This is a genomic window from Streptomyces sp. NBC_00358 (genome assembly GCF_036099295.1).
In the GTDB taxonomy this organism is placed as follows: Bacteria; Actinomycetota; Actinomycetes; order Streptomycetales; family Streptomycetaceae; genus Streptomyces.
On the sequence record NZ_CP107976.1, the window covers coordinates 2,319,376 to 2,337,856 of the forward strand.

The 18,481-nt window shown below is 72.6% G+C and carries 2 protein-coding genes; both read right to left on the bottom strand.

Translation table 11 applies throughout. The annotated features are described in order from the left end of the window. Positions 1 to 38 precede the first annotated feature (38 nt). Positions 39 to 7,112, bottom strand: a complete 7,074-nt coding sequence (locus OHT01_RS09695) for a non-ribosomal peptide synthetase (protein ID WP_328552723.1) — start codon at positions 7,110 to 7,112, stop codon at positions 39 to 41. Continuing rightward, positions 7,109 to 18,478 (bottom strand): non-ribosomal peptide synthetase, encoded by an 11,370-nt coding sequence (locus OHT01_RS09700; protein WP_328552724.1) that lies wholly within the window; start codon positions 18,476 to 18,478, stop codon positions 7,109 to 7,111. Before OHT01_RS09700 ends, OHT01_RS09695 begins: the two co-directional genes overlap by 4 nt. Positions 18,479 to 18,481 lie beyond the last annotated feature (3 nt).

The window sequence follows — 18,481 nt, forward strand, 5'->3', positions numbered from 1 at the left end:
CCCGCCGTGTCGGCAGGCCCGGGCATCCGGTTCCCGTTCTACTGGCGCACTCCGCGCAACTGCTCGCCCAGCACCTTGCCGATCTCCCGCAGCGGTTCGGCGCCGGTCATCTCCCAGTGCTCGCAGTCCACGTCGTACTCCTCGATCCGGCCGAGAACGTACGGTGCCCAGGAGCCGGCGCCGCTCTGCGCGGCCGGCGTCCGCGAGGCGTTGAAGAACACCGCGTTGCCGCCGAACCGCCGCTCGGGCACGTACCGGTACCGCATCTCCAGGTGCGCCGCCGTCGCCTCGACGACCGCGGCGGCCTGCACCGGGTCCAGGGCTCCGAGGATCGGGTCCTCGCGCCGCAGCAGCTCGGCGAGTTCGGCGGGATCGGGCGCCGAGTCGGCGCAGGCCGCGTCGAGTCGGGCGCCACGGGTGCCGAGGAAGGCGGTGAGCACCTCGCGCCCGTCCACGACGGGGGCGGTGAAGCCCTCGGGCAGCGGATAGGCGTCCAGCAGGCCGAGCAGGGCCACCTCCTCGCCGAGCTCCTCCAGGCGGGCGGCGATCGCGTGTGCCACCAGTCCGCCGAAGGACCAGCCCATCAGGTGGTACGGCCCGTGCGGCTGGACGGAGCGGATCTCGGCCACGTAGGTGTCGGCCATCTCCGCCATGCTGCCCGGCCGCAGTGCCGGATCGGTCAACTCCCTTGCCTGCAGGCCGATCAGCGGCCGTTCGTCGAGGTGCCGCAGCAGTCCGGCATAGCACCAGCTCATCCCGGAGACCGGGTGCACGCAGAACAGCGGCGGTTCGCCGGAGGCGGCCCGGATCGGCAGCAGTGTCTCCAGCGGGTTCCCGCCGGCGTTCTCGGCGATGTGCTCGGCCAGCAGGGCCGGGGTCGGGTACTGGAACAGGTCCCGGATGGTGACCGGGGTGTCCCAGACCGCCCGGATCCGGCCGATGAGCCGGGTGGCGAGCAGGGAGTGTCCGCCGAGGTGGAAGAAGTGGTCGTCGATGGTGACGGACGGCACCCCGAGCACGGCCGCGTACAGGCCGCACAGGATCTCCTCGGCGGGGGTCCGCGGGGAGCGCCCCCCGGTGGCCTCGGCCCGCGGCGGCTCGGGCAGGGCGCGCCGGTCCAGCTTGCCGTTCACGGTGAGCGGCAGGGAGTCCAGGGCGACGATCGCGGCGGGCACCATGTACTCGGGCAGCGCGGCGGCCGCGTGCCGGCGCAGCTCGGAGAGGTCCACCGGGGCTTCGGCGGCCACCACGTACGCCACCAGCCGCTTGTCGCCCGGCCGGTCCTCGCGGATCATCACCGCGCACTGCGCGACCGACGGGTGCCTCAGCAGCGCCGACTCGATCTCGCCGGGCTCGATGCGGAACCCGCGCAGCTTGATCTGCTGGTCGGCGCGGCCCAGGTACTCCAGCGCCCCCTCCTGGCTCCAGCGGGCCAGGTCCCCGGTGCGGTACATCCGCGAGCCGGGCGCCCCGTACGGGTTCGCGACGAACCGCTCGGCGCTCAGCACCGGCTGCCCGATGTAGCCGTGCGCGAGCCCGTGCCCGGCGACGTACAGCTCCCCGGGCACGCCCGGCGGCAGCAGCCGCAGGTTCTCGTCGAGGACGTAGGAGTGCTTGCCCGCGATGGGCCGGCCGATGGGGATGGCGGGCGCGGACGCGGTGATGGTGTGGGCGGTGGTGAAGCCCATGCTCTCCGCCGGGCCGTAGCCGTTGACGAGGTGCAGGTGGGGATGGTCGGCCAGGGCCTTGGCGGTGTGCGCGGGCGAGGCCGCCTCACCGGCCGTCATGGCCTCCCGGACCCGGGAGAACACGGCCGGGTGCTCGTCGAGCATGTGGTTGAACAGGCTCGCCGACATCTGCAGGGTGGTGACGCCGTGCCGCTCCACCAGCTCCGCGATCTGGTGCGGGTCGGTGGGCTGGCCGGGCTGCAGTACGCAGACACCGCCGTGCAGCAGCGGCCCGAACACCTCCAGCGCGAACGCGTCCCAGGACACCGGCGAGCTCTGCAGATACGTCTGCTCAGGACCGAAGTGGAGGTAGTCCGGCCCGATGAAGGTGGCCGCGAGGGCCCGGTGCGAGGCCGCCACGCCCTTAGGCACCCCGGTCGAGCCCGAGGTGAACATGACGCACGCGGTGGCCTCCGGGTGCCCGCCGGTCTCCACGGGCGTCCCGGACAGGGCGCTGATCACGGCCGCGTCCACGGTCAGGTCGACCAGGGGCGCCGCGGTCGGCAGCGCGGTCAGATGGGTCTGGGTGACCAGGGCGGACGGCCGCGTCTGCCCCAGCACGGTGGTGAGCCGGTCGGCGGGGAACTGCGGGTCCAGCACGGTGTATCCGGCGCCCGCCTTCAGTACCGCGAGGATCGTGGCGATCAGATGCGGCGAGCGCTCCAGGTGCAGGGCGACGAGGCTGCCCGGGGTGACTCCGCGGGTGGTCAGGTGCCGGGCCAGCCGGTTGGACCACACGTCGAGTTCGGCGTACGTCAGCCGCTGCTCCTCGAAGACCAGCGCCAGGGAGTCCGGGGTGCGGGCCGCCTGCCCGGCGAAGAGCCCGTCGAGCCCGAGGACCGGCGCCCGCGTCGGCACACCGCTCCAGTCCAGCACCCGCTCCCGCTCGCCCTCGGACAGCAGGCCGAGCTCGGAGAGGGGCAGTTCGGGGTCCGTCACGGCCGCCTGGAGCAGTCGTACGAGACGGTCGGCGGCGGCCTCGATCGTCCTCGCGTCGTACAGGTCGGTGGCGTACTCGACGGTGATGTCCAGTCCGCCGGGCTCGCCGTCCGCACCCCGGTGCTCGGCGAACGCGAAGGTCAGGTCGAACTTCGCCACGGAGGCCGACGGGAAGGCGAACTCGCCCTCCAGATCGCCCAGTCGGGGCGCCTCGGTGGAGGTGTCGCCGACGGTGAGCATGACCTGGAAGAGGGGGTGGCGGGCCGTGGTCCGCTCGGGGTTGAGGATCTCGACGAGCCGGTCGAAGGGCAGGTCCTGGTGCGCCCAGGCGGCGAGGTCGCTCTCCCGGACGCGGGTCAGCAGCTCCCGGAAGCCCGGGTTGCCGCTCAGGTCGGTGCGCAGGACCAGGGTGTTGACGAAGAAGCCGACGAGGTCGTCGAGCTTCTGGTCGGTGCGGCCCGCGACGGGCGAGCCGAGCGGGATGTCCTGGCCGGCCCCGGAGCGGGACAGCAGGGTGGCCACGGCGGCCTGGGCGACCATGAACACGGTCGCGCCGGTGTCCTGGGCCAGCGCGGTCAGCTTCTGGTGGAGTCCGGCGTCGCCGTGCACGGTGTGCGTGGTCCCCCGGTTGGAGGGGCTCGCCGGACGGGCCCGGTCCGCGGGGAGCGTGGCCTCCTCCGGCAGCTCGGCCAACGCGCGGCGCCAGTGCTCCAGTTGGCGCTCCTCTTCCTCCTCCATGACCTTCTGCTGCCACAGCGCGTAGTCGGCGTACTGGACGGGCAGCGGCTCCCACTCCGGGGCCTGTCCCCCGGTGCGGGCCTCGTAGGCGGCGGCCAGGTCGCGGAAGAGTGGTGCGTTCGACCAGCCGTCGGACGCGATGTGGTGGATCACCAGCGACAGCACGTGCGCCTGCCCGCCCAGCTTGAACAGGCGGGCCCGGAAGGGGAGTTCACCGGCGAGGTTGAAGGTGCGGGAGGCCTCCGCGCCGAGCAGGCCGGCCAGGTCCTCCTCGGCGGCGGCGACGCACGACAGCTCCACCGGACCGCCCGGCAGGATGTGCTGGTACGGCTTGTTCTCGTGGACGGGGTAGAGCGTGCGCAGGCTCTCGTGGCGGGCGACCAGGTCGCCGAGGGCCTGGCGCAGGGCCTCGGCGTCCAGCGAGCCGGTCAGCCGCAGGGCCATCGGGATGTTGTACGTCGCCGACGGGCCCTCCAACTGGTCGAGGAACCAGAGCCGTTGCTGGGCCGAGGACAACGGCACCCGCTCCGGCCGGTCCTGCGGCGTGAGCGCCGGCCGCCGCGTGTCGCCGGACGCCGCGGTGAGCCGCTCGGCGAGCAGGGCGACCGTCGGGTACTGGAACAGGTCCCGGATGGTGATGTCGGCGTCCCACACGGCCCGGATGCGGCTGATGAGCCGGGTGGCGAGCAGGGAGTGACCGCCGCGGTGGAAGAAGTGGTCGTCGACGGTGGCCGACGGCAGCCCGAGGACGGCCGCGAACAGGCCGCACAGCACCTCCTCGGCGGGTGTACGGGCTGCCCGGCCGGCGCTGTCCGTGCTCTGCCGGGGCGCGGGCAGCGCACGCCGGTCGATCTTGCCGTTGGTCGTCAGCGGCAGCGCGTCGAGGACGACGAACGCCGACGGGACCATGTACTCCGGCAGCGTGGACGAGATCTCCCGCTGCACCTCCTCGACGTCCGGCCGTACGTCCTGCGCCGCGACCAGGTAGGCGACGAGGCGCTTGTCGCCGGGGCGGTCCTCGCGGACGATCACGGTGGCCTGGGCGACGGCCGCGTGGGCGGTCAACGCGCTCTCGATCTCGCCCGGTTCGATCCGGAATCCGCGCAGCTTGACCTGCTGGTCGGCCCGGCCCAGGTACTCCAGCGAGCCCTCGTGGCTCCAGCGGACCAGGTCCCCGGTCCGGTACATCCGCCCGCCGGCCGTACCGGGGAACGGGTCGGCGACGAAGCGTTCCGCGGTGAGCGACGGCCGGTTGAGGTAGCCCTGTGCCAGACCCGCGCCCGCGATGTACAGCTCACCCGGGGTACCGGGCGGCACCAGGCGCAGGGCGGGGTCGAGGACGTAGAGCCGGTGGTTGTCGAGGGCCTCGCCGATCGGGACGGTGCCGGGGTAGTCGAAGGGGCGGCGGATGCGGTGGGTGGCGGCGAAGGTGGTGGTCTCGGTCGGGCCGTAGCCGTTGACGACGGTCGTGTCCGGGCAGTACTCATGGATCCGCCGCACCGCCTCGGGCGGGACGACGTCACCGCCCGACCACACCTCCCGGACCCCGGCGAAGGCCTCCGGCGCCTCCTCGGCCATCACCCGGAACAGGCCCGCGGTCAGCCACACGCTCGTGATCCCGTGGGTGTCGATCAGCCGGCCGTAGCCCGCCGGGTCGAGGTGTCCGGGGGGAGCGACGACGAGGGTGCCGCCGTTGAGCCAGGGGACCCATATCTCGTACGTCGACGCGTCGAACGCGGCCGGCGAGTGGAACAGCACCCGGCGGTGGGCACCGCCCGCGTACCTGCTCTGCGCGGCCAGGTCGGCGACGTTGCGGTGGGTGACGGCCACGCCCTTCGGGACGCCGGTCGAGCCCGAGGTGAACATGGCGTACACCGGCTCGTCCGGGTGGACGCCGGACACCGGCGCGGTGACCGGCAGGCCCTCCGGGACCGTGGAGTCGTCGAGGACGACGAGGCGGGCGGTGGTCGCGGCGGCCACCGGGTGGTCGGCCAGCGCCTCGTCGGTGAGCAGTACGGGCGCCGCGGTGTCGGCGAGGATCTGGACCAGCCGGGTGTCCGGGTCGGTGGTGTTCAGCGGGGCGTACACCGCCCCCGCCTTCACCACCGCCAGCAGCGCGGTGAGCAGCCCGGCCGAGCGTTCCATCAGGACGGCGACCACGTCACCGCGCCGGATGCCGAGGTTGATCAGATGGTGGGCGAGCCGGTTGGTGAGCTCGTCCAGTTCGCCGTAGGTGAAGTCCTGGTACTCGTCGACCATCGCGACCGCGTCCGGGGTGCGGACGGCCTGTGCCGAGAACAACTCGGCCAGGCTCGCGTCCGGGGCGCCGGTGACCGCGCCCGCCCACTCGTCGAGGAGCTGCCGGCGCTCGTGCTCGCCGAGCAGGTCCAGGACGGACAGCGGCGTGTCCGGCGAGGTGAGCACCGACTCCAGGAGCCGCCGCAGCCGCGCCATGAGGGCGTCGATCGTACGGGCGTCGTACAGGTCGGTGGCGTACTCGATGGTGATGTCCAGGCCGTTGGGCCGCCCGTCGCGGGTGCGGTGCTCGGCGAACCCGAAGGTCAGGTCGAACTTGGCGATCTGCAGCTCGCTGTACTCGGTCCGGGCGTCCAGGCCGGGGAAGCCGACCGCGTCCGAACCGGCCTCGCCGAGGGTCAGCATCACCTGGAACAGGGGGTGCCGGGACGCGGACCGCTCGGGGTTGAGGACCTCCACCAGCCGGTCGAAGGGCAGGTCCTGGTGGTTCCACGCGGCCAGGTCGGTCCCCCGGACCCGGCCGAGCAGGTCCCGGAAGCTCGGGTCGCCGCTCAGGTCGGTCCGCAGGACGAGGGTGTTGACGAAGAATCCGACCAGGCCGTCCAGGGCCTCGTCGATGCGTCCGGAGACCGGCGAGCCGACCGGGATGTCGAGGCCGGCGCCGGACCGGGACAGCACGGTCGCGACCGCCGCCTGCAGCGCCATGAACAGGGTGGCCCCCGACTCCCGCGCCAGGTGCGTCAACGCGGTGTGCGGGTCGGCCGGCAGGTGGTCGGTGCAGGTGGCGCCGTGGTACGAGGCGGTGGCCGGCCGGGGACGGTCGGCGGGGAGCGTGGCCTCTTCGGGCAGGTCGGCCAACGCCTCCTGCCAGAAGGCGAGTTGCCTGGAGCCGGCACTCTCCGGGTCGTCCGCCTCGCCGAGCAGCTCCTGCTGCCACAGCGTGTAGTCGGCGTACTGGACGGGCAGCGGCTCCCAGTCGGGCACCTGGCCCTGGGTGCGCGCCCCGTAGGCGGCGGCCAGGTCGGCGAGCAGCGGGGCGGTCGAACCGCCGTCGGAGACGATGTGGTGCATCACCACCAGCAGTACGTGCTCCCGCTCGCCGAGCGCGATCAGTCGCGCCCGCACCGGCAGGTCCACCGCGAGGTGGAAGACCTGCGCGGACTGATCGGCGAGGACGGCCGCCAGGGTCTCACCGGTGGCCGGGACCACCGGCAGGTCGAACTCCACCTCCTCCTCGGCCAGGATGTGCTGGTACGGCGTGCCGTCCTGGTCCGGGAAGAGCGTCCGCAGGCTCTCGTGCCGGCCGATCACGTCGACGACGGCCGACCGGAGGGCATCGTGGTCGAGTTCGCCGGACAGCCGGACGGCCAGCGGAATGTTGTACGTCGTCGAAGGGCCCTCCATCTGTGCGATGAACCACAGACGCTGCTGGGCGAAGGACAAGGGGATCACTTTGTTGCTCCCATCCGGCGCATCGGCCGCAGTTTGGGCCTGGCGGCCACGGCGCCGTCGAGCTTCTCGACGAGCGTTGCCACGATCGGGTTTTCGAAGAGGGTCGCCACGGACACCTCGACCTCCAGCACGGTGCGGATACGGCCGACCAGCCGGGTGGCGAGCAGGGAGTGCCCGCCGAGGTGGAAGAAGTGGTCGTCGATGGTGACGGCGGGCAGTCCGAGGATCTCGGCGAAGAGCCCGCAGAGGACTTCTTCCCTGGGTGTGCGCGGTGCGCGTCCGGAGGCGGCCTCGCCGGTCGACTGCGGTGCGGGCAGGGACTTGCGGTCCACCTTGCCGTTGCCGGTCAGCGGGATCGTGTCCAGCACCATCAGCACCGACGGCACCATGTACTCGGGCAGCAGTCCGGCCGTGCGCCGCTTCACGTCCTCGACGTCGACACCTGCCCCGTCCTGCGCGGTGAGGTAGGCGACGAGGCGTTTGTCTCCGGGGCGGTCCTCGCGGACCGCGACGACGGCCTGGCCGACGGCCTCGTGGGCCGCCAGCACGCTCTCGATCTCGCCGAGTTCGATCCGGAAGCCGCGCAGCTTCACCTGCTCGTCGGCCCGGCCCAGGTACTCCAGCGAACCCTCCCGGTTCCAGCGGACCAGGTCACCGGTGCGGTACATCCGGCTTCCGGCAGGACCGTACGGGTCCGCCACGAAGCGGTCCGCGGTGAGCGAGGGGCGGTCCAGGTAGCCCTGGGCGAGGCCCGCGCCGGCGATGTAGAGCTCGCCGGGGGTGCCGGGTGGGGCGAGCCGGAGGCCGGGGTCGAGGACGTGGAGGCGGTGGTTGTCCAGTGCCTCACCGATCGGGATGGCCCCGGTGTGACCGAAGGGCCTCTTGACGTGGTGGGTCGCCGCGAAGGTGGTGGTCTCGGTGGGACCGTAGCCGTTGACGACGGTGATCCCCGGGTTGTGGTCCATCACCCTCCGCACGGCCTCCGGCGGCACGACGTCACCGCCGGCCCAGACCTCCCGCACCCCCGCGAGGACCCCCGGGGCCTCCTCGGCGATGAGACGGAACAGACCGGCGGTCAGCCACAGACCCGTGATCGCGTGCTCCGCGATGAGCCGCTGATACGCCGCGGTGTCGAGATGCCCCGCAGGCGCGACCACCAGCGCCCCGCCCGTCAGCCACGGGACCCACATCTCATAGGTGGAGGCATCGAAGGCCATCGGCGAATGGAACAGGACACGGGAGTGGTTGCCGCCCGCGTACATCCGCTGATGCGCCAGGTCGGCCACATTGCGATGGGTGACCGCCACCCCCTTCGGAACACCCGTCGAGCCCGACGTGAACATGGCGTACACCGGCTGGTCCGGATGCACCCGCACCCCCGGATCACCCGCGTCGCCCTGGTCCGGGGCCGCGCCCGGGACGACCTTGGCTCCCGCGGGCAGCCGCACCTCCCCGGGATCCCGGTCGGTGACGAAGAACGAGACGTCGGACTGCTCGACGATGAGCTGGACGCGCTCCATCGGGTAGCGGGTGTCGAGCGGCACGTACACACCGCCCGCCTTCACGACCGCGAGCGTGGCGACGACCGCGTCCACCGACCGCTCCTGGAAGAGAGCGACCCGACTGCCGACGCCCACCCCCTCCGCGATCAGCCGGTGAGCCAGCCGGTTCGCCCGCCCGTCCAGCTCCCGGAACGACAACTCCTCGCCCCCATGGACGACCGCCACCGCGTCCGGAGTACGCGCGACCTGCGCCGCGAACAACTCCCCCAGCCCCGCGTCGGCACCCCCGGTGACCGCGCCCGCCCGCTGCCGCAGCAGCAGCGACCGCTCACCTTCGGAGAGCAACTCCAGTGATTCGACGGGCAGTTCAGGTGAGGCCACGACCGCTTCCAGCAGTCGTACGAAGCGGTCCGCGACGCCCTCGACTGTGCTCGCGTCGAACAGGTCGGTCGCGTACTCGACGATGATGTCCAGACCGCCGGGCTCGCCGTCCTCTCCCCGGCGCTCCGCGAAGCCGAAGGTGAGGTCGAACTTGGCGATCTCCACCTTCGAGAACTCGTACGCCGTTTCCAGGCCGGGCAGTTCGGGCGCGTCAGCCGCCGTGTCGCCCAGGGTGAGCATGACCTGGAACAGGGGGTGCCGGTTGGGTGTGCGCTCGGGGTTGAGGATCTCGACCAGGCGGTCGAAGGGCAGGTCCTGGTGGTTCCAGGCGGCCAGGTCCGTCTCCCGGACGCGGTGCAGCAGGTCGCGGAAGCTCGGGGCGCCGCTCAGGTCGGTGCGCAGGACCAGGGTGTTGACGAAGAAGCCGACGAGGTCGTCGAGCTGCTGGTCCGTGCGGCCGGCGACCGGGGAGCCGAGCGGGATGTCGTACCCGGCGCCCGAGCGGGACAGCAGGGTCGACACGGCCGCCTGCGCGACCATGAACAGGGTCGTGCCCGTGTCCTGGGCCAGCGCGGTGAGCTCCTGGTGGAGTCCGGCGTTCCCGTGCACGACGTGCGTGCTGCCCCGGTTGGAGGCGGTCGCCGGGCGGGGCCGGTCGGCCGGGAGGGTGGCCTCGTCCGGCAGGTCCGCCAACGTCTCCCGCCAGAAGCCGAGTTGGCGTTCCTCGTCCTGCTCCATCAGCTGCTGCTGCCACAGCGCGTAGTCGGCGTACTGGACGGGCAGCGGCTCCCACTCCGGGGTCTGGCCCTCGGCGCGGGCCGCGTAGGCGGCGGCCAGGTCGCGGAAGAGGGGTGCGTTGGACCAGCCGTCGGACGCGATGTGGTGGATCACCAGGAGCAGGACGTGCTCCCGGTCGCCGAGGGCCAGCAGGTGGGCGCGGAGCGGGATGCCGGAGGCCAGGTCGAAGGGGGTGGCCGCGAGTCCGGCCAGGCGGGCGGCGAGTGTGTCTTGCGTGACCGGGACGACGGGCAGTCCGACCGGCTCGGGGGCCCGCACCGACTGGTAGGCCTTGCCCTCGTGGGTGGGGTAGACGGTGCGCAGGCTCTCGTGGCGGGTGACGAGGTCGGTGAGTGCCTGCCGCAGGGCCTCGACGTCCACCGCGCCGGTGAGGCGCAGGGCCATCGGGATGTTGTACGTCGCCGACGGGCCCTCCATCTGGTCCAGGAACCAGAGCCGTTGCTGGGCGGAGGACAGCGGCACGCGCTCGGGGCGCTCCTTCGCGCGGGTCAGCGCGGCCCGGGGAAGTTCGCCACTGCCCTCCGTGACCCGCTCGGACAGGGCGACCACGGTCGGGTACCGGAACAGGTCCCGGACGCCGAGCTGGACGCCGAAGGCCTGGCGGATGCGGCTGATCAGGCGGGTGGCGAGCAGCGAGTGCCCGCCCCGGTGGAAGAAGTGGTCGTCGATGGTGGCCGACGGCAGTCCGAGGACCGCCGCGAACAGGCCGCACAGGACCTCTTCCTGGGGGGTGCGCGGGGCGCGTCCGGTGACGTCGTGGGTGACCTGCGGGGTGGGCAGCGCGCGCCGGTCGATCTTGCCGTTGGCGGTCAGTGGGAGGGCGTCGAGGAGCACGAAGGCCGACGGGACCATGTACTCGGGGAGGGCCGAAGTGGCGTGCCGGCGCAGGTCGTTCAGGTCCACGCCGCCCTCGGCGGCCACCAGGTAGGCGACGAGCCGCTTGTCCCCGGGCCGGTCCTCGCGGACGATCACGGTGGCCTGGACGACACTTCCATGACCCGTCAACGCGGTCTCGATCTCACCGAGTTCGATGCGGAAGCCGCGCAGCTTGATCTGCTGGTCGGCCCGTCCGAGGTACTCCAGCGAGCCCTCGTGGTTCCACCGCACCAGGTCCCCGGTTCGGTACATCCGGGTGCCCGGCTCGTCGGCGTACGGGTCGGCGACGAACCGTTCGGCGGTCAGCGACGGACGGCCCACATAGCCGCGCGCCAGACCGGCCCCGGCGATGTACAGCTCACCGGGCGCACCGGCCGGAACGAGCCGGAGCGCGGGGTCGAGGACGTAGAGCCGGTGGTTGTCGAGGGCCTCGCCGATCGGGACGGTGCCGGGGTGGTCGAAGGGGCGGCGGATGCGGTGGGTGGCGGCGAAGGTGGTGGTCTCGGTCGGGCCGTAGCCGTTGACGACGGTCGTGTCCGGGCAGTGCTCATGGATCCGCCGCACCGCCTCGGGCGGGACGACGTCACCGCCGGCCCACACCTCCCGGAGTCCCGCGAAGGCCTCCGGCGCTTCCTCGGCCATCACCCGGAACAGCCCCGCCGTCAGCCACAGACTCGTGATCGAGTGGCCGGCGATCAGTTCGCTCAGAGTGCCGGTCTCCAGGTGGCCCCGGGGCGCCACGACGACCGTGCCGCCGGTCAGCCACGGCACCCAGATCTCGTAGGTGGAGGCGTCGAAGGTGTGCGGGGAGTGGAAGAGGACGCGCTGGTGGCCGCCGCCCGCGTACATCCGCTGGCGGGCCAGGTCGGCCACGTTGCGGTGGGTGACGGCGACGCCCTTCGGGACGCCGGTCGAGCCCGAGGTGAACATGACGTACAGCCACTGGTCGGGGTGGGTGGGGGCGGTGGGCCTCGTCGCGGGGCGGCCGTCCAGGTCCTTGGCCTCGACGACGAGGTCCCGGGCCTGTGCCCGGGTGACCAGCGGATGGTCGGCCAGCGCCCGGTCGGTGATCAGGACCGGCGCGTCGAGTTCGTCGAGGATCTGGGTGTGGCGGGTGTCCGGGTCGGCCGGGTTGAGGGGCGCGTAGGCGCCGCCCGCCTTCACGACCGCGAGCATGGCGACCAGGAGGTCGGCCGAGCGCTCCATCATCAGGGCGACGACGGATTCGGGGCCGACGCCGAGGCCGATGATCCGCTGTGCGAACCGGTCGGACTCGGCGTCGAGTTCGGCGTAGGTGAACGAGCGCTCCTCGGACGCCACGGCGACCGCGTCCGGCGTACGGGCCACCTGTGCGGCGAACAGCTCCGCGAGGCCCGCGTCCGGGAAGGCGCCGTCGGTGACCGGACCCGCGCCCAGCTCCAGCAGCCGCTCCCGCTCCTCGGGGCCGGTGAACTCCAGCTCCCCGACCGGCAGTTCCGGCGTGGCGACGGCCGCTTCCAGCAGTCGTACGAGACGATCCGCGAGCCCCTCGACGGTCCTGGCGTCATACAGGTCCGTCGCGTACTCGATGGCCAGGTCGAGGCCGTCGGGCCGGCCGTCGGCGGTGCGGTGCTCGTGGAAGGAGAAGGTCAGGTCGAACTTGGCGATCTCCAGCGGGGTGAAGCCCGACTCCGTGTGCACACCCGGGAGTTCGAGGACCGGCTTGGCCGCGTCCTGGAGGGTGAGGGCCACCTGGAAGAGCGGGTGCCGGGCGGTGCTGCGCTCGGGGTTGAGGATCTCGACCAACCGGTCGAAGGGCAGGTCCTGGTGGGCCCAGGCCGCCAGGTCGGTCTCCCGGACCCGGTCGAGGAGCTCGCGGAAGGAGGGGTCACCGTCGACATCGGTGCGCAGCACCAGGCTGTTGACGAAGAAGCCCACCATGTCGTCGAGGCGCTGGTCGGTGCGGCCCGCGATCGGCGCCCCGATCGGGATGTCCGTACCGGCGCCGGAGCGGGCCAGCGCGGTCGCCACGGCGGCCTGCGCCACCATGAACAGGGTCGTCCCGGTCTCCCGGGCCAGCCGGGTCAGCGCCTCGTGCAGCGCGGGCGGGCACTGCACGCCGTGCGTGCGGCCCCGGAAGCTCGCGGTCGCCGGACGCGGCCGGTCGGCGGGGAGGGTCGCCTCCTCGGGCAGCTCGCCCAGCGTGTGCCGCCAGAACTCCGCCTGCCGTTCGCCGTCCGTCGCCAGCAGCTCCTCCTGCCAGAGGGTGTAGTCGGCGTACTGGACCGGGAGTTGCTCCCACTCGGGTGCCCGGTCCGCGATCCGGGCGGTGTAGGCGGTGGCCACATCGCGCAGGAAGGGGGCGGTGGACCAGCCGTCGGAGACGATGTGGTGCATGACCACGAGCAGCACGTGATCCTGTGGCCCGGTGCCGAACAGGCAGGCCCGGACGGGGAGTTCGGCGGCCAGGTCGAAGGCGCGGGCCGCCTCCTCGCCGAGCAGCGCGTCCAGGGTGTGCTCGTCGGCGGGGGTGACCGGGAGGTCCAGGCGGATCTCACCGGCCGGCAGCACCAGTTGCCCGGCCTCGCCGTCCGTCACCGAGAACAGCGTCCGCAGACTCTCGTGGCGTACGACGGTGTCGGTGAGCGCGAGCCGCAGCGCCTCGGTGTCCACGGCTCCGGTGAGCCGCAGGGCCAGCGGGATGTTGTACGTCGCCGAAGGCCCCTCCAACTGGTCCAGGAACCACAGCCTGCGCTGCCCGAACGACAGCGGCACCCGCTCCGGCCGCACCCGCTCCCGCAGTACGGGCCGCCGTACGTCGTCCCCGCCCCGCTGCTCCACGAACTCGGCCAGCGCGGCCGGAGTCGGGCCCTGGAACAGGTCCTTCACGGTGATCTGCGTGCCGAAGGCCTGGCGGATGCGGCTGATGAGCCGGGTGGCGAGCAGGGAGTGCCCGCCGAGGTGGAAGAAGTGGTCGTCGATGGCGACGTCCGCCAGCCCGAGGATCTCGGCGAACAGCCCGCACAGCACCTCCTCGGCGGGTGTGCGGGGCGCGCGTCCGGAGGCGGCCTCGCCGGTCGACTGCGGTGCGGGCAGGGACTTGCGGTCCACCTTGCCGTTGCCGGTCAGCGGGATCGCGTCCATCGGCACGAAGGCCGACGGGACCATGTACTCGGGCAGGACGGCCGCGGTCTGCCGCCGCAGGTCGTTCACGTCCAGACCGGCTTCGCCCGCGGGCACGACGTAGGCGACGAGGCGTTTGTCGCCGGGGCGGTCCTCGCGGACCGCGACGACGGCCTGGCCGACGGCCTCGTGGGCCGCCAGCACGCTCTCGATCTCGCCGAGTTCGATCCGGAAGCCGCGCAGCTTCACCTGCTCGTCGGCCCGGCCCAGGTACTCCAGCGAACCCTCCCGGTTCCAGCGGACCAGGTCGCCGGAACGGTACATCCGACTTCCGGCCGGACCGTACGGGTCCGCCACGAAGCGGTCCGCGGTGAGCGAGGGGCGGTCCAGGTAGCCCTGGGCGAGGCCCGCGCCGGCGATGTAGAGCTCGCCGGGGGTGCCGGGGGCGACCAGGCGGAGGTGCTCGTCGAGGACGTGGAGGCGGTGGTTGTCGAGGGCCTCGCCGATCGGGACGGGGCCGGTGCGGTCGAAGGGGCGCCGGATGTGGTGGGTCGCCGCGAAGGTGGTGGTCTCGGTGGGACCGTAGCCGTTGACGACGGTGATCCCCGGGTTGTGGTCCATCACCCGCCGGACAGCCTCCGGCGGCACGACGTCACCGCCCGCCCAGACCTCCCGCACCCCCGCGAAGACCCCCGGGGCCTCCTCCGCGATGAGACGGAACAGACCGGCGGTCAGCCACAGACCCGTGATCGCATGATCCGCGATGAGCCGCTGATACGCCGCCGTGTCGAGATGCCCCGCAGGCGCGACCACCAACGCCCCACCCGTCAGCCACGGAACCCACATCTCATAGGTCGAGGCATCGAAAGCCATCGGCGAATGGAACAGGACACGGGAGTGGTTGCCGCCCGCGTACATCCGCTGATGCGCCAGGTCGGCCACATTGCGATGAGTGACCGCCACCCCCTTCGGAACACCCGTCGACCCCGACGTGAACATGGCGTACACCGGCTGGTCCGGATGCACCCGCACCCCCGGATCGCCCGCGTCCGCGCCTCCGCCGTCCAGGTCGCCGACGTGGAACAGCCGGGTGCCTGCAGGAAGTTGGAGACCGGAGATGTCGGTGTCCGTGAGGAGGAAGCCGATGCTCGACTGGGCGACGACGAGCTGGATGCGGTCCACGGGGTAGCGGGTGTCGAGCGGGACGTACACACCGCCCGCCTTGACGACCGCGAGCGTGGCGACGACCGCGTCCACCGACCGCTCCTGGAAGAGAGCGACCCGGCTGCCCACACCGACCCCCTCCGCGATCAACCGGTGAGCCAGCCGGTTCGCCCGCCCGTCCAGCTCACGGAACGACAACTCCTCACTCCCGTGAACGACCGCCACCGCGTCCGGAGTACGCGCGACCTGCGCCGCGAACAACTCCCCCAGCCCCGCGTCCGCACCCCCGGTGACAGACCCGGCCCACGACTCCAGCAGCAGCGACCGCTCGCCCGAGGACAGCAACTCCAGTTCCCCCACCGGCAGATCGGGCGTCCGCGCCGCCGCGTCCAGCAGGCGGACGAGCCGTGCGCCGGTCGCCTCGATCGTGCCCGTGTCGTACAGGTCGGTCGCGTACTCGACGGTGATGTCCAGGCCGCCGGGCTCCCCGTCCGCCCCCCGGTGCTCCGCGAAGGAGAACGTCAGGTCGAACTTGGCGGCCTTCAGCCAGGTGAACTCGGCCTGGGTGTCGAGGCCTTCGGCGGTCAGGGTCGGGGTGGCCGCGTCGGTGAGGGTGAGCATGACCTGGAACAACGGGTGTCGGGCCGCCGACCGGTCCGGGTTGAGGATCTCGACCAGGCGGTCGAAGGGCAGGTCCTGGTGCGCCCAGGCGGCCAGGTCGGTCTCCCGGACGCGGGTCAGCAGCTCCCGGAAGCTGGGGTTGCCGCTCAGATCGGTGCGCAGGACCAGGGTGTTGACGAAGAAGCCGACGAGGTCGTCGAGCTTCTGGTCGGTGCGGCCCGCGATCGGTGAGCCGAGCGGGATGTCCTGGCCGGCGCCCGAGCGGGACAGCAGGGTCGACACGGCCGCCTGCGCGACCATGAACACCGAGGCGCCGGACTCGCGGGCCAGCGCGCCCAGCGACGCGTGGACCTCGGGCGGGCAGTGCACGGTGTGGGTCGCGCCGCGGTAGGAGGCGACCACCGGGCGTGGCCGGACGGCCGGGAGCGTGACCTCCTCGGGCAGATCCGCCAACGCCGAGCTCCAAAAGCCGAGTTGGTCCTCCTCGCAGCCTTCGAGGAGCCGCTGCTGCCACAGCGTGTAGTCCGCGTACTGCACCGGCAGCGGCTCCCATGCCGGACGCTGTCCCCGCGAGCGGGTGACGTAGGCGGTGCTCAGGTCGCGCATCAGCGGCTGGTACGACCAGCCGTCGGAGACGATGTGGTGCATCACCACGAGGAGCACGTGCTCGCGCCCGGTGTCACCGATGCTGAACAAGCTTGCCCTCAGCGGGAGTTCGCCGGCCAGGTCGAAGGCGCGCGCGGACTCGGCGGCCAGCAGGTCCGCCAGCTCCGTGTCGCTCGCGGGCGTGACCGGCAGCTCGACGCGCACCGCGTCCGCCGGCAGCACCCGCTGAAAGGTCCGGCCGCCCTCCGTCCCGAAGACCGTGCGCAGGCTCTCGTGGCGGCCCACCACGTCGGTGAACGCCGCATGGAGGGCGCGGAGGTCGAGTTCGCCGCGCACCCGCACGGCCAGGGGGATGTTGTACGTCGCCGACGGGCCCTCCAGCTGGTCCAGGAACCACAGTCGCTGCTGGGCCGCCGACAGCGGAAGCGGCTGGGGCCGTTCCTCGGCCGCCGTCAGTTCGGGCCGCCCGGACTCGCCGCCGCCTGTGGCGATGTACCCGGCGAGCAGGGCCACCGTCGGGTATTTGAAGAACTCCCGCAGGGTCAGCTGGACTTCGAGCGTGGTGCGGACCCGGCTGACCAGGCGGGTGGCGAGCAGGGAGTGGCCACCGACGGCGAAGAAGTCGTCGTCGATGCCGATCGAGGGCAGGCCCAGGGCGTGCGCGAAGAGGCCGCACAGCACCTCTTCGACACCGTTGCGCGGGGTCCGGCCGCTCGCGGCGGCACCGGCCCGGGGCGCGGGCAGCGCACGCCGGTCCAGCTTGCCGTTGGGTGTCAGCGGCAGCGCGCCGAGCGGGACGACGGCCGACGGGACCATGTACTCCACGAGCTCCTGGCCGGCGTACCGCCGCAGTTCGGCGGTGTCGACGACGCCCTCGACGGCCGGGACGACGTAGGCGACGAGGCGCTTGTCACCGGGCCGGTCCTCACGGACGATCACCGCGGCCTGGTTCACGGACGGGTGGCCGGTGAGGACCTTCTCGATCTCGCCGGGCTCGATGCGGTTGCCGCGCAGCTTGATCTGCTGGTCGGCGCGGCCCAGGAAGACGATCTCGCCGTGCTCGTTCCAGGCGGCGAGGTCACCGGTGCGGTACATCCGGGTGCCGGGCGGGCCGTACGGGTCGGCGGTGAACCGCTCGGCGGTGATGCCGGGGCGGTGGCTGTAGCCCTGCGCCAGGTGGGGCCCGGCGACGTAGAGCTCGCCGGTCTCGCCGGAGGCCGTGTGGCGCAGGCCGGCGTCCAGGACGTACATGGCGGTGTTGGCCATCGGGATACCCAGGTGCAGCCGCTCCAGCGAGCGCAGCTCGGGGGTGAAGGCCTGGTAGCTGCAGAAGACGGTGGCCTCGGTGGGGCCGTAGACGTGCACGACCGTGGTGTCGGGGCAGTGGTCGAGGACCCGCGTCAGGGCCGTCGCGGACAGGACGTCGCCGCCCGTCCAGATCTCCCGCAGCCGGGCCAGGGCCCCGATCGCCTCGCCGGCCATCGCGTCGAAGAGCGCGGTGGTGAAGTAGGCGGCCGTGGCGTCGTGGCGGGTGATCGCCTCGCCCAGCTCACCGATGTCGATCTTCGGGGAGGAGAGGATCACGGCCAGGCCGCCGCGCAGCAGCGGCACCCACAGTTCGTACGTCGAGGAGTCGAAGGCGAGCGGCGAGTAGGCGAGGACCCGCTCGTGGGCGGCGGCTCCGAAACCGGGGTCCAGGGCCAGTTCCACCACGTTGCGGTGGGTGTTGACGACACCCTTCGGGGTGCCGGTGGAGCCGGAGGTGAACATGACGTACAGCGCCTGGTCGGGGTGGACCGCGACGCTCGGCGCGGGTGCCGGGTCGTACGCCGTCACGCTCTCGTCGCTCACCCGCAGCACGGGCAGGTCCGCGGCGAACGCGGTCGTCCCGTCCGCCGGGCGGTCGGTGACCAGCAGCACGGCGTCGGTGTTGCCGAGGATCCAGGTCTGCCGCTCGGCACGCTGGCGCGGGTCCAGCGGCACGTACACACCGCCGCTCTTCAGTACGGCGAGCACCGTCACGACGTAGGCGAGGGAGCGGTCGAAGAGGAGGCCGACCGCGTCACCGGGGCCGGCGCCCGCCGCGATCAGCCGGTGCGCCAGGGCGTCGGACGCCCCGTCCAGCTCCCGGTAGGTGAGCTCGCGCTCCCCGCTCACCAGGGCGACCGCGTCGGGCGTGCGGGCCGCCTGCGCGGTGAACAGCTCGTGCAGCGGGCCGGCGGGGAGGTCCACCGCCGTGTCGTTGTACGCGGCGATGTGCGCGGGCACGCCGTCGGCGCCCGTGGAGAGAGCCGGCTCGGCTTGCTGCTGGGACATCTC

Bases quoted from the DNA above. Each gene is read 5' to 3' on its own strand.
- OHT01_RS09700 (WP_328552724.1), bottom strand. From the start codon at position 18,478: ATGTCCCAGCAGCAAGCCGAGCCGGCTCTCTCCACGGGCGCCGACGGC.